Source organism: Pseudomonas sp. LAIL14HWK12:I7 (assembly GCF_000483465.1).
In the GTDB taxonomy this organism is placed as follows: Bacteria; Pseudomonadota; Gammaproteobacteria; order Pseudomonadales; family Pseudomonadaceae; genus Aquipseudomonas; species Aquipseudomonas kermanshahensis.
This window is the reverse complement of sequence record NZ_AXYZ01000001.1, coordinates 548,360-562,170: the sequence shown is the minus strand read 5'-3', so window position 1 is coordinate 562,170 and position 13,811 is coordinate 548,360. Positions and strand designations below refer to the sequence as shown.

Annotated in this window: 5 protein-coding genes; 2 read left to right on the top strand and 3 right to left on the bottom strand. The window is 62.9% G+C overall.

Annotated features, from left to right (window positions below; all coding sequences use genetic code 11):
- Window positions 1–35 precede the first annotated feature (35 nt).
- Together dtd and pip are read right to left on the bottom strand one after the other, a co-directional pair.
- Entirely contained in the window at window positions 36–473 is a 438-nt protein-coding gene (dtd, locus tag D886_RS0102545) for a D-aminoacyl-tRNA deacylase (protein WP_027592402.1), read from the bottom strand.
- A complete protein-coding gene (pip, locus tag D886_RS0102540; protein WP_027592401.1) occupies window positions 470–1,441 on the bottom strand; it encodes a prolyl aminopeptidase in 972 nt (323 codons plus the stop codon). Before pip ends, dtd begins: the two co-directional genes overlap by 4 nt.
- Before the next feature lie 206 nt (window positions 1,442–1,647).
- On the opposite strand from pip, the gene D886_RS26695 reads away from it, so the two are divergent.
- Window positions 1,648–7,212 carry a dermonecrotic toxin domain-containing protein gene (locus D886_RS26695; RefSeq protein WP_050580712.1) on the top strand — a complete coding sequence of 1,855 codons (5,565 nt, stop codon included), beginning with the start codon at window positions 1,648–1,650 and terminating at the stop codon, window positions 7,210–7,212.
- Between the two features lie 94 nt (window positions 7,213–7,306).
- Complete coding sequence (locus D886_RS0102530) at window positions 7,307–12,964, top strand: NEL-type E3 ubiquitin ligase domain-containing protein (protein WP_027592400.1); 5,658 nt, start codon at window positions 7,307–7,309, stop codon at window positions 12,962–12,964.
- A 39-nt stretch (window positions 12,965–13,003) separates the two neighbouring features.
- Here D886_RS0102530 and hutG read toward each other — a convergent pair whose 3' ends face one another.
- The gene (hutG, locus tag D886_RS0102525) at window positions 13,004–13,807 is read right to left on the bottom strand and encodes an N-formylglutamate deformylase (protein ID WP_027592399.1); all 804 of its coding nucleotides are present in this window, start codon (window positions 13,805–13,807) and stop codon (window positions 13,004–13,006) included.
- Window positions 13,808–13,811 lie beyond the last annotated feature (4 nt).

Sequence of the window (13,811 nt, the reverse complement as noted above, 5' to 3'; positions counted from 1 at the left end):
CCCCTTGTTCTCCTACAAACAAGGGGTTTTTGACCTCATATTTGTAACATAAATGTTACGGGGCCATCATTGACCAGGTGCACCTGCATGTCCGCACCGAAGCGCCCACTGGCCACCTTGGCGTGCTGGCCCTTCGCTTGCGCTAAAAGATAGTCGAACAACTCGGCACCGAGGGCAGGCGGTGCCGCCGTCGAGAAGCCCGGCCGCATGCCGCTGCGCGTGTCCGCCGCCAAGGTGAACTGCGACACCAGCAGCAAACCGCCCCCGACATCCTTGAGCGACAGGTTCATCTTGCCCTGCTCGTCGCTGAACACGCGATAGTTAAGCAGCTTGTGCAACAGCTTATCGGCATGTTCCCGGGTATCTTCAGGTTCGACGGCCACCAGCACCAGCAGGCCCTGATCGACGGCGCCGACGATCTCGCCGGCCACCTCTACCCGCGCGCCACGCACGCGTTGCAACAGCCCCTTCATGCTTCTTCCAGGGGCAGGTCGAGCAAACGCCGGGCCATCTGGTCGGCGGCGCGCACCAGGGCATCGGTGATGCCGGGCTCGGAGGCCGCATGGCCGGCATCGCGAATGACTTTCAGCTCACTGTTGGGCCAGGCCTGGTGCAGCGCCCAAGCGTTGTCCAGCGGGCAGATCACGTCGTAGCGGCCGTGCACGATCACCGCCGGCAGGTGGGCGATCTTGGGCATGTCGCGGATCAGCTGGTCCGGCTTGAGGAAGGCATTGTTCATGAAATAGTGGCATTCGATGCGGGCAATCGACAGCGCCCGCTGCGGCTCGGAGAAGCGGTCGACCACCAGCGGGTTGGGGCGCAGCGTGGCCGTACGGCCTTCCCAGGTGGACCAGGCCTTGGCGGCGTGCATCTGGGCGATCTGGTCGTTGCCGGTCAGGCGCTTGTGGAAGGCCTTGACCAGGTCGCCGCGCTCTTCTGGCGGGATCGGCGCAATGTAGTCCTGCCAGTAGTCGGGGAACAGGCGGCTGGCGCCTTCCTGGTAGAACCATTGGATTTCCTGGGGGCGGCACAGGAAGATGCCGCGCAGAATCAGGCCGTGCACACGCTCGGGGTGGGTCTGGGCGTAGGCCAGGGCCAGGGTCGAGCCCCACGAGCCGCCAAACAGCACCCACTTGTCGATGCCCAGGTGCTTGCGAATGCGTTCCAGGTCTTCGACCAGGTGCCAGGTGGTGTTGTTCTCCAGGCTCGCGTGGGGCGTGGAGCGGCCACAGCCGCGCTGGTCGAAGGTGATGATGCGGTACAGGTTGGGGTCGAAGTAGCAACGGCTCTGCGCGTCACAACCGGCGCCCGGGCCACCGTGGATGAATACCACGGGCAAACCTTCCGGCGAGCCACTTTCGTCGACATACAGCACATGCGGCGCTTCCACGGCCAGATCGTGCCGGGCGTAGGGTTTGATCTGCGGGTAGAGGGTCTGCATTGCGCACTCCGTGTGAGGATTAAGTCTGCCGTTGGGCATCATAAACCTGAATTGCGCTTTGAGCATGTCCTGTTGCCATCCTTGGCCCTATCACGCTTGCGAGGCGGATGGCGGCGCCCGTCAGCCCGGCAAAAACACATAACTACCTCAGTGGCCCCGGCCTGCTGAACATACTTGCGAGCCCACCCAAGCTTGGAGGCTCTTGTATGAACCCGTCTTCCCCTACCCCCTCGCGCAACACGCCTTTGCACGCCGCACGGATAGGCCACGCCACCCCGCCATGGCTGAAGGCTGCCTCCAGCGAGGTGTACCAGTCGCTACGCGACGCGCAGGGCAAGGTACCGCCGTGGTTTGCAGCAGCGCTGCAGGATCAACCAGACATCGCACGCGCGCTGGCTCAAGAACATGCCCAGCACCGCAGCCACGCGGCGCAGGTCAAGGCGCTGTTCGCCTCGCTGCCAGACCTGCACACCTTCGCCAGCGAGCAACTCACACAAGCCATCAAGGCACGCTTCGACCTGGATGTTGAGGTGTCCAACACCTACCTGATCGATGCCAGGCTGATCCAGACCGAACAGGCAATCGATGCCCGACAAGCCGTCGACCGGGCTACCCGGTCGCTCCTGCAATGGGCATTGCACAATTTTGATGCTGACGCGTGCGCAGCGGATGGCATGGATGCGCCGCAGGCCTTGCTGAAAAAGTCGGTGGTGCTGGACCACCGGCGCTTCATGGGCACCGTGCCCTTGACCAATACCGTGGCGATTCCCGCACACGCGTTCGCCGAGCTGTGCCGTACCTTGGACATCGGTGGGCGCTATCACCAGCAGGTCTATGACATTTACTACCCGGCCCCAACCGGCGACCAAGGGCCCCATGAGGCGGCCCTGCAGGTGTACGAAACACTCGCCCGTGCCGAGCAATCCGCGTTCAGGCAAAGCCTGCACAGTGCCTGGTTGCAGGGGCATATCAGCCAGGGCTTTTATGACGCGGCGCTGGCCGCCCCGCTGGACGCGCCTCTGCCGCACACAGGCAGCTCACTCACGTTCAGCCTGCTGACATTGTGGGAGGTCGAAATCGTCGGCATGGCAGTGCTGCAGTTGCAGCCCGACAGTGGCTCGCAAAACGCCAGGGTCGCACTGTACAACCCCGACGACCCGCACGCCCCGCTGAAGGAATACGCGTCTTTAGACACACTGGAAGCCGCTTTGCGCGACGCGCTCCTACTCGACAGTCATTACCTGGACAACTGCCTGGCGGCCCGTGACAAACCGTCGATCCAACAAAAGCTGCAAGACCGGTTGACCCCCATGGGCTGGAGCACCCGCGGCCTGCATGAGCGGGTCACAGACCCGCAGGCAACGCTCGAACCGATACCGCACAAGGCCAGGTACTCGTTTCTAGGCACCTTGGTGACACAAAAGGTGGCCCGTCATGAAAAGGACGCCCTCTTCCATGCCGTCCCCACCTGGGCTGTCGACCTACTGTCTGCCAAGCGTCACCGAGAGGCCATCGCCGGGAAAGTACTGACCACGCTGAACATCGCGGGCTTTTTCGTCCCCGGCCTTGGCGAAGCGATGCTCGCGGTGTGCATCGCGCAGCTGGGTTACGAAGTCTATGAGGGCATCGAAAGCTGGAGCAACGACGACAGGGAGCAAGCCCACCGCTACCTGATCGATGTGATGGAAAACACCGCAACCCTGGCTGCCTGGGCGGCGGCGGGCTATGTCGTGAAGGAAGGGATCGGTGCTGTGCTGGCAGGTAATCCAGAGGCCCCCGTGCTTGAAATCCCCGAAGTGGATACCCCTTCTTACATCGAGGAACTCGAAGAAGTCGATTTGCCGGATGGCGACACCCGGTTGTGGAAACCCGACCTTGCGCCCTTCGCCCACGATACGCCCTTGCCAGCGGGCCTTGAGCCGGATGAAACCGGGCTGTACAGCCATGCCGGCAAGCGTTGGCTGATGCTGGAGGGCCAGCTGTATGCCGTGAAGCAAACCCAGCCGGGCAATGCCTACCGGATCGAACACCCGCGCAGGCCCCAGGCCTACACACCTGCCTTGCAGCACAACGGCGCCGGCGCCTGGTTGCATGAGCTGGACAGGCCCCTGGCGTGGCAAGGCATGGCGCTGTTCCGGCGGGCCGGGCACCTTTCTGGGGCGTTCGATGAAGCCACAGCAACACGCATCCTGCAGGCCTGCGGCATTGACGAAGCGGTGTTGCGCCGGTCGGTCGCTGACAGCCAGCGCCTGCCCGCGCTGCTGGAAGATACCTTGACCCGCTTCAACCTGGACCAGCAGATCGGGCAATTGCCTGCAGACGCTGAGCCTGGCCTGCCAGGTGCCGAGTTCGAGGCCCGCTATCGCCAGCTACCTGCCACCCAGGCCCCTGGCGCCAGTGTGATCCAGCACGTTTATCCACAGCTTCCCGACGCCATCACCCAGGAGTTGTTGCGCAACGCCAACCCGCTTGAGCTGCAACAGTTAGTAGCTGGGCGAGTCCCCCTGCGCATTGGACAAGAGATCCACCTTTATCAGGCGAACGTCCGGCTAACGCGTGCGTATGAAGGGGTGTATCTGCAGAGCCTACGCAACTGGGACACCGATCAACTGGTCGTGCAGACGCTCGGGCAACTGCCCGCCTGGCCAGCCGATACCACCCTCGTGCTTGAACAGCGCCAGCACTCACCTATCCAGCTCACGCGTCTCGGGCCGCCGGACGGGCCAGGCCGCACCACGATCGTCAGTGCCAGAGCAGGCTATATCGTGCTGGGCAATGACCAACCGGATGCACAGGTTGTCGCGCACAATTCCCTGTATGGCGCGCTGTTCGAGGTACTGACTGCCACTCAACGCGAAGCGCTGGGTATCGTCGATGAGCAAGGCCTCAGGCAGTTGGTTCAACAGGCGCCGCCGATGCCGCGTTCGGCCCTGCGCAAGGTGCTCGGCATGCAACCCGTGCGCCCAGGCTTTCGCTCGCCACTGCGCTTGGCCGATGGCCGCCTTGGCTATCCCCTTGGCGGCATGCGCCACCGCGCCGCAAGCATTTCACGGCACACCTTGCTCAGCTCGATTCGGCAGATAGGCCAACACGCCCCCAACCCCCGGCCTGCCGAGCAGATTCTCACCGCGCTGGAGCACAGGGCCCTCACCCGCGCTGACATCGAAGAAAGGCTCAGCACCTTGCTGGAACAACGTGATGAACTGCACAGCCGGCTGGACGACTGGCGGCGGATAGCGGCGCTGACGCCTCGTCAGGCCCCGGATGATTTAGAGCGGGTGTTGAATGCAGTCGCTCAGCATTGGTACGAACGCGCCTTCCTCACACCCAACGACATCGCGCCGCCCCTTCGCCTGGAACGCCTGTCGCTGGACGATTTCCCGCTCAACCTGCCGGAATTCTTCACGGCCAACGTCACTGACCTACAACTGGTCGAAACAGCCCCCGAACACTTTGCCGGCTGGAGCCACCACGCCCCCCACCTCAATGGCCTGCTGCGACAGTTCGCAAACCTGCGGTCGCTGGAGATCAGCCGCGCCTACCGGCCTGAGGCCTTGCCTTCGCCGTTTCAGTTCAGCCTGCCGGTGATTGCCCAGCACTTGCCCGCGCTGGAGTCGCTGAGCCTGACCCATCAAAACCTCTCGCTGTCGTCGACCGACATCGACAGCCTGGCCGGGCTCACTCACTTGCGCCGGCTGGACCTGAGCGGCAACCGCTTGTCCGAGCAATACCCGCCGCGTTTCAACGAACTGTCACTCGACTACCTGGGCCTGGACAACCTGGCGTTGGACCACTGGCCAGAGGGGGTGGGGTTCAATGCCGTGACCCAAATACGTCGCATTGGGCTGCGCAATAATCAGATCACGATGCTGCCACGCTTCCTGCTGGACAACCGAATCCACCTCGCCGATCACGCCGTGCTCTCACTGCAGGGCAATCACCTGTTCGAGGACGACCTGCTGCGCGTGATGATGAGCGAAGATGGCCGCGCCTCCCGCTTCGAGGTGGACCGCAGCGAAGCCTTCAGCGCCCGCCTCGCCCTGCAACTGCAACGTCGCCAGCAGTTACGCAATGTCATCGACGACTACGTGAACGCCTCCAGCTCCAGCACGCCGGTCAGCCAGGCCGTGATGGCCACCAGGACCCGTGTGGCAACAGCATTGAACGAATTCTGGCATTACCAGGAGATCGGGCTGACGCGTGCAGCCCTGCGCCTGAACGACATTGCGCTCGAGCATTTCCCCAGGCTGTTGCCGGCATTTTTCACCGATCAGGTGCATAACCTTGCACTTGAGCGGGTAAGCGGCTCTACCGCCCAGCTCGACGGGCTGTTCCGCCAGTTCCCGCAGGTGACGCGCCTGTCTGTCGATGCTTATCAGCAGGCAGAGCAGACACTGCCTTCGGCCCTGCTGCGCCTGCCCGGGCTGACTGACATTGCCTTGCGCAACGCTGGCCTGGTGATCGACCAGCAGGTGATCAATACGCTGGGTCGCCTGCCCACGCTCAATTCGTTGGACCTCACTGGCAACCGCATGGGGCTGATCACACAGGCGCCTGAAGCGCTGCAAACGCTGCGCCGCCTCGACCTGAACGCCATGGCCCTGGAACAGTGGCCGAGCTGGGTGGACAGCCTACTGCCGCTAGAGCTGCTAGACCTCAGTGAAAACCGCCTCACCGAATTGCCTGCGCACATCCTGGCCAACCTCGACAACAACTTCCCCATCAGCTCGATCTTGCTGTTCAGCAACCCGCTCAGCGACGAAGCCGTCATGCGCGCTCGCGCGTCCTCGGATAGCCAGCACAGCTTTACCTTTGGCATCGACCTCTCGGACAGCATGAGCGAATCCTCGACAGAAGGCGCGATGGCCGGCCACTTCCACTTACCCTTCCTGGACCCCGCTGCCGATGCGCCCAACCTGCATGACTGGCTGCTCGCCTCGGACGTCGAAAACGAGGCCCTGAAGGATTGCTGGAACGCCCTCCAGGCATCGGGCAATGCCGGGAACCTTCTGGCGCTGGTAGGCCGCCTGCGCAATGCCGCCCCTTACCAGAATGGCAAAAGCCGTGTGGCGTTCTGCGCACGGGTGCGCAAGGTGCTGGTGAGTGCGGTGGTCAACCCGGACGACCTTGCGCTGTTCAACCATCAGGCCAGTGAGGCACTGCTGCAGGAAAACGGCGACCAGACCTGCCACGACGGCGCCTTGCTGGTGTTCCAGAATATCGAGCTGTATATCGCCAACCAGCGTTTGCAGTTCGATGCGGCAGATACCGAAGGCAACCTCTACCGGGAACTGCGCCGTTTGTATCGCCTGCAGGCACTGGATGAGATCGCCAAAAGCGAGACTGCCCGCCGGGATGAAGCAGAGGTGCGCCTCACCTACCGACGCGAGCTGAACACCCCGCTTGACCTGGGCCAACCCGAAGACACCCTGCGTTACGCGATCAGTGCCAGCATCGATGAGTTGGCGCATGCCGAGCTGCAGGTCCAGCGCGGCGAGCTTGGCGAGGATTTCCTGAATTTTGCGGCCGCCAACGCTCGGTGGGTCCAACATTTGCGCCAGGCCTACGCCGGTCGTTTTGCGGAGATCGAGCAAAGCTACCAGGCTCAGGTTGCGGACCTTCCGGATCAGTACCCCGACAGGCCCCTCGACACGCTTACAGAAGCATTCGAGGCGTTGGAACGGATCAAACAAGCCCGCGAGGCACGCCTGATTCGCGAACTCACCTCGTTCGCCAACCCAGACCGCAGGCCACGTTCCTCGACTGAGTAGCCCCACCCGGTAACCGCCGCAGGTAACTAACTACCACTTGGCGATAAGCCCCCCCAGACAGACTCCGACACTGACCAATCAATCGGAGTCTCTCATGCCTGCCATCACTGCCCCTGCCGGAATCGTCGGCGACGACGCCATTAACCCCGCCTACTCACTGATCACAGGGCTCGTCCCCGATTGGTTCAAGGCACTGCCGGCGCACCAGTACGCGGCCTTGCGCAGTGCTACCCAGCAGCCGTTGGACTGGTATGAACAGGCATGCCTGCAAATGCCGGAGACCGTCGCGACCTTTCACGCCGAGCATGCCCACTTCCGCTGGCTCGAATCCCAGAAGCAACACGCCTTGGGGCAATTGACCACACTTGAAACCTTCGCCGAACCCCTGCTCAAAGCAGCCATCACACAGCGTTTTGGGCTGGAGGTGGACGTTCGTCGGGCCGTCCTGTTCCACCCCCAGCTTGCGGACACGCCCTGGTCTTTCGCGAACCTGTCGAAAGACCCCGCAGTGGAGGCCGCCGCCGCCGTGCGCCGAGCCACCCAGCCCTTGCTGACCGCCGCGCTGCAAAACTTCGTGGCTGGCGACACTCAGGCTGGGGGGATGGACCTGAGGCGCATGAAACCAGCCATCTACGACCCCGCCAATGAGGACCCCACGCTGGCGATCGCCCCCCATGAATTCGCTGCACTGTGCCGGGAACTGGACCTGGGCGGGCAGTACCAGAAAACCCTCGAAGCCGTGTTCAACCCCACCTCTTCGGCCGACCAAGCACCGGGGGCAGCCGCCTTCAATCAGCTCGGCCTGCTCAAACGGTGCGAAAGCTCGACGCTGAAGCTGCATGCCTGCGTGGCGTACATGAAAAAGCACATCAGTGAACGCACGTACGGTTTGCTGCTGGACTTTGCGGATAACAAGCGCGTTGTGCAAAACGCCAGCCCGCTGCTGAGCCGTAACCTGCAACTGCGGGATGTCGACCTGACCGGCGTGGTGGCCATCGGCCCGTCGGACGACCAGGGCGGCCTGCACGGGCCCTTCACGGTCTACATTCCCGAAGACCCAGTGTGCCCTCTCAAGGAGTACGCCTCCACGCTCGACTTCGTCAGCGACTTGCGGCACCGAATGTTCAGCCCAGGCTACCTGGACTTCTTCCGTGGCCTGGTGGCCGATGAGCAAGCCGACGCCCTGTTCGCCACCCTTACCGATCGCCTCTATCCGCTGGTGTGGGCCGAGGGCGGGCAACTGAAGATTCGCCGCCCGGATCGGCAGGCCAAGCTGCACGTGCGCATGCACGACTACAGCCAGTCATTCCTGACCGAGTTCACCCTGCGCAAGGTTCGAAAACTGCAAACGGATGCGCTTTACCATGGCGTGCCCACCGCGGTGATGGACGAAAAGGCACTGGAAGCGCGCCTCGCGTATTTCGCTGGCGGGGTGCTGCAGGCACTGAACATCGGCGCCTTCTTCGTACCCGTGCTGGGCCAGGTGATGATGGTTGTCACCACCTTTCAGCTGGCCTATGAAAGTTACGAGGGTATCGAAAGCTGGAGCCGGGGCGAGCGCGAGCAGGCCTTTGGTTACCTCATGGACGTGGTCGAGAACGTCGCCTTGTTCGCCGCACTCGGCGCCGCCGGCGCCGGTGCTGGCACCACGCCCGCCCTCGAGCGGATACCGGTCGAAACCCCATCGTTCATCGAAGAGCTGCAAAGCGTTACCTTGGCCAATGGCAAGACACGCCTGATCAAGCCTGATATCACGCCCTTTGCCCATGACATCCTGTTGCCTGCCGGCTTGAAACCTGACGCGTTCGGCCTCTATCACTACCAGGGCAAGACTTGGCTGGCGCTGGAAGACCGCGTCTATTCAGTCAAGACCTCGCCAGGCAATCCACCCCAACAGCGCATCGAGCACCCGACCAAAGCCATCAGCTACGAGCCCTTGCTGCGCCATAACGAAGCCGGTGCCTGGCAGCATGAGTTCGAGCGCCCGCGCCAATGGCAGGGCCACACGCTGTTCCGACGCCTGGGGCCTTCGGCCAGCGGGTTCTCTGAAGAAACCGCCCGACGCATCCTCGCCGTCAGCGATACCCATGAAACCGTCCTGCGCCAGGTCCTGACCGAAAACCAGCGCCCGCCAGCTTTGCTGGAAGACACCCTGCGCCGCTTCAGGCTGGACCATGAGGTGTCACAGGACTTGGCCGGCACAGACGCGAACACACGTATCACTGCCTTTCAAACGCGCTACCAGACACCGCCCGTCGATCAGGCCCCCAGCACCCAGACCATTACTCGCCGCTACCCCGCGCTGCCCGTTGGTATCGCGGACGAGTTGGCGCGCCATGCCAGCCCAGCGGAGCTGGAGCAGTTGCTGGCGGGCAAGGTGCCGTTGCGTCTGGCTCAAGAAACCCATACCTACCAACAGCAGGTACGCCTGGCACGTGCCTACGAGGGGCTCTACCTCGACAATGTGAACAACCCGGACACCGACAGGCTTGTTTTGCACAGTGTGGCGCGTTTGCCTGGCTGGGCTGACGATATCTGCATCGAGGTCCGCCAAAGCAGGTTCACCGGCCCCTTGATCGATCAGGTAGGCGCGCCAGACGGGCTTGTTCGTAAAGTGCTGACTCAACACGCCGATGGCTACCAGACCTACGATGGCGAAGGGCACGAACTGCATGGGCGCGACACGCTCTACTCGGCCATCTTGCATGCTTTGCCCGACGCGAACCGGGCAGCGTTGGGCTTCCCCAATACCTGGGAAGGCCCCGCGCTCAAGCAGCACGTGCAGCAGTTACCGTTACTGCCACGGCCCGCGTTGCGCAAGGTGCTCCACATGCAACCGGCCAAACCAGGCGCAAATTCGCCCATGCGCCTTGCCGATGGACGAGTGGGCTACCCATTGAGCGGCCGCGGCACGCTCGCCAGCACGGTCTCGAGGGAAGACCTGCTGTATCTGATTCGGCTGCTGGCGCTTGAGCAAGACACGCAGAGCGCCGAAGCGGTACTGGCCGCCCTGGAAGACGCTGGGCTGTCACGCGTGCAGATCAGCGACCGCTTGAATGAGCTGATGGCCGAACGTGATGCCCTGGACCAGAGCCTGACCGCCTGGAGCGACGCGGCCCTTGATCTGCCCGACCTGCACAGGCGCCTGGACAGCCGAACCCGCATTCAGGACGCGCTATGGCAGCATTGGCAGGCCACCCACCTACCGGAAATTGGGCGGGGCGCTGCCACGCTGCGCCTGGAGCGCATCCTGCTGATCGACTATCCCGCACAGCTGCCCGCCTTTTTCGAACAACGCATCGTGCGCTTGCAGCTGGTTGATTACCAAGGCACGGGCCTTATGAACTCACACACCCTGGCCGCGAACATCGGCCCGGAACTGCAGGCGGTAGACAACTTCCTGCAGCGCTTCCGGCACCTCACATCCCTGGAAGTCAGCAGCCCTCAAGGGCTCACCTACAGCACCTTGAACCTGCAACCCCGGCAGGCGTTTGCGACACTGCGCGAGCTGCGGCTGCACGACACGCGCCTGGGCCTGAGTGGCGGTTACATCGCAGGGTTGAGTGACCGTTTTCCAAACCTGGAGGTGCTCGACCTGAGTGGCAGCCCGATCAACTACTTCGAGGATACGCCGAACATCGGTAATGTCCGTTTACGTTATCTCGGCCTGGACCGCACAGGCCTGGCACGCTGGCCTGCGTGGCTCAACAACCAATCGCTCGCCATGATCGATCACCTTTCCATGCGCGATAACGCGCTGACCAGCGTGCCGGACGAGATCGCCCTCGCGCCACTAACAGCACAACCACGTGGGCGCATATCCCTGCAAGGCAACCTGCTGTCGCGCCAGGCCATTCTAACGCTGTTGGCTGATCAGGCACCCGAGGCGAGGCACTTCGAACTGGCATTCGACACCCCTCCCAGCATTCAGCAAAGTGCGCAGGCCTACCAGCGAGATCAACAGCAGGTGCGGGCTATCTTCGACAACTGGGCCAATGCCTCAAGCTCGTCCAACCCCTTGAGCGAACAGACAACCGCAGCCAGAAGGCAAATCGGCGAGGTATGGCTTGCGTTCATGCGCACTGACTTCCTGGGGACCACGGGCCCGTTGCAGTTAACCGACATTTCGCTGAGTAACTTCCCAGCGCAATTGCCGCCGCACCTGTACGCCCGCGTGCGCGAACTGCAGCTGCTGCGCATGACCGCCACCCGCGAGCAGCTCGACAGGCTCCTGGGGCACTTCACCCAACTGGAGGCACTCACCCTCGATGGCCAGGTTGCACCGACTGGCGCGCTTCCCAACTTGCTAGCGTCCTTACCGGACCTACACCACCTGACAATCCGTATAGAGGGCGGTCAGATCGATGACCACGCCATGGCAATGTTCGCGCGCATGCCCCAGTTGCAATCGCTCAATCTGGAAGGCAACCGCCTGGCCGCTTCTTTTGACAATGAGAACCTGCAAACCCTGAGCGATCACCTGACTCGGCTCACCTTGGCCAACACCGGCCTGCACACGTGGCCAGCGTGGGTGGAGACCCTTCTGCCCCTGGACATTCTGGACCTCGACGACAACCAGATCGTCAACCTGCCGGACAACATCCTGTACAACCCTCGCAATGACCATGCGCACACGGAAATATCCCTGCGTGGAAACCCGCTGAGCGATTTCACGATGTCCCGCGCCCATGGCTCTGAAGCGCGTAACAGGTCGTACAGCTTTCTGATGGACCTGCCCGACGAAATTCTTCAGGAGCATTGGCGCGAGCGTCACGACTCGGACAGCGAGTCCGATGACAGCGACGATGATGACAGCGTCGGTTCCGGCGACCATGGCCATGCCCACAGCCCCGCCCTGGAACCTGAAATGGATGCCCCCGACGTCGACGACTGGCTTATGGCAAGCGTGGAGGAAAACGAAGTACACCGCACGGTGTGGGAAACGCTGCAACAGGGCGGCGAAGCGCCGGCATTACTCGAGCTAGTAGGCCGCCTGGCGCACACGGCCTCATACCGTACGCTAGGCACCCGCGCTGATTTCGTCGCGCGCGTCTGGCGCATTCTGGAGGTCGCCGAAAACAGCGCCGAGGAACGTGCACTGTTCAACGGCATGGCCCACGCGGGCGTCGAGCGCAATGGTCAAGGGCTATACCAGACCTGCCACGACGGCGCCTGGCTGGTGTTCAACCAAATGGAGATCAAGGTCTTCACCGAACAGGCACTCAAGGCGCTGCCCGAGCAGTCTCGCGGCCAGGCGCTGTATCGGCTGGTACTGCGCCTCTACCGGCTGGAGGCCGTTGAAACCATCGCCCGCAAACGGGCCGGTACCAGGGACGAGGCCGAAGTGCGCATGGCCTACAAGCTGAACCTGGCAGAGGCTTTGGAGCTGCCACTGGCACCGAAGAAGATGCTCTACCAGGCCTGCGCCAACGTCAGCCCCGCAGAGTTGGATGCTGCTCGGGCGCAGGTACTTGCCGATGAAAGTGGCGACCCGTTCCTGCTATTCGCCGCCCGGCAAGATGCCTGGGTCGACTACCTGCGGGAAACCTATGCGGAGCGTTTCGCCGTATTGGAGCAAGCCTACCAACAGCGCGTGCTGGATGCGCCAGATGAAACACGGGAGCCCGGCGGTGCCAGCCCGACCCTGGAAGCACTGGCGCCGCTGTTCGAACGCCTGAAGCTCGAATACGAACAGAAGGTCGCCCACCTGATACGCGAACTGACCATCGCCGAAAGCTACAGGTACGCTTGACGCCCCGTTGAGCGGCGCGCTGCGCCGCTCGACATCCGCTTACCTTCCGTAGCGCTCCTGGCCCCAGGCCAGCAGTGTCTCAAGCAGCGCGCGCAGCACCGCTTGAGTCGGCTGCGCCAGGTCTTCGCGGTACGCGAAGGGCTCCACTTCTTCCATGTAGGTGCTCTGCGCCAGTTCCAGCTGCACAGCATGAATGTGCTCGGCCGGGTTACCGTAATGCCGGGTGATATGCCCGCCTTTGAAGCGCCCGTTCAGCACATGACTGTAACCCTGTACCTCAGCGCACGCCCCCTGCAGCCGCTCGGCCAGCTCGGCATCGCAACTGGCGCCGTTGAAGGTGCCCAGGTTGAAGTCCGGCAGCTTGCCGTCGAACAGGTGCGGGATCAGCGAGCGGATCGAGTGGGCATCCCACAGCAAGGCGTAGCCAAATTCCTCGCGCAGGCGCGCCAGCTCGCGCTGGATCGTCTCGTGATAAGGCCGCCAGATCTGTTCCAGGTAGACCTTGCGCTCGTCAGCGGAGGGTTCCTTGCCGTGTTTGAACAGTGGCTCACCCTCGAACAGCGTGGCCGGGTACAGCCCCGTGGTGGCCCCGGCGTACAGCGGCTTGTCGTCATCCGGGCGGTTCAGGTCGATGACGAAGCGTGAATACTCCGCCGCCACCACGCTAGCACCCAGCTCACGGGCAAACGCGTACAGGCGCGGGATGTGCCAGTCGGTGTCGGGCAGGCTCTGCGCCTGGTCGACCAAGCCCTCGCGCACGGCCTGGGTCAAGCCCAGCCCGGCGTGGGGCATGCTGATCAGCAGGGGCAGGCGGCCCTGGTGAAAACTCAGTACCTTGTCCATTGCG

Excerpts from the sequence above, each read along its gene's own strand:
- pip (WP_027592401.1), bottom strand. The coding sequence starts at position 1,441 with ATGCAGACCCTCTACCCGCAGATCAAACCCTACGCCCGGCACGATCTG.
- D886_RS26695 (WP_050580712.1), top strand. The coding sequence starts at position 1,648 with ATGAACCCGTCTTCCCCTACCCCCTCGCGCAACACGCCTTTGCACGCC.
- hutG (WP_027592399.1), bottom strand. The coding sequence starts at position 13,807 with ATGGACAAGGTACTGAGTTTTCACCAGGGCCGCCTGCCCCTGCTGATC.
- D886_RS0102530 (WP_027592400.1), top strand. The coding sequence starts at position 7,307 with ATGCCTGCCATCACTGCCCCTGCCGGAATCGTCGGCGACGACGCCATT.
- dtd (WP_027592402.1), bottom strand. The coding sequence starts at position 473 with ATGAAGGGGCTGTTGCAACGCGTGCGTGGCGCGCGGGTAGAGGTGGCC.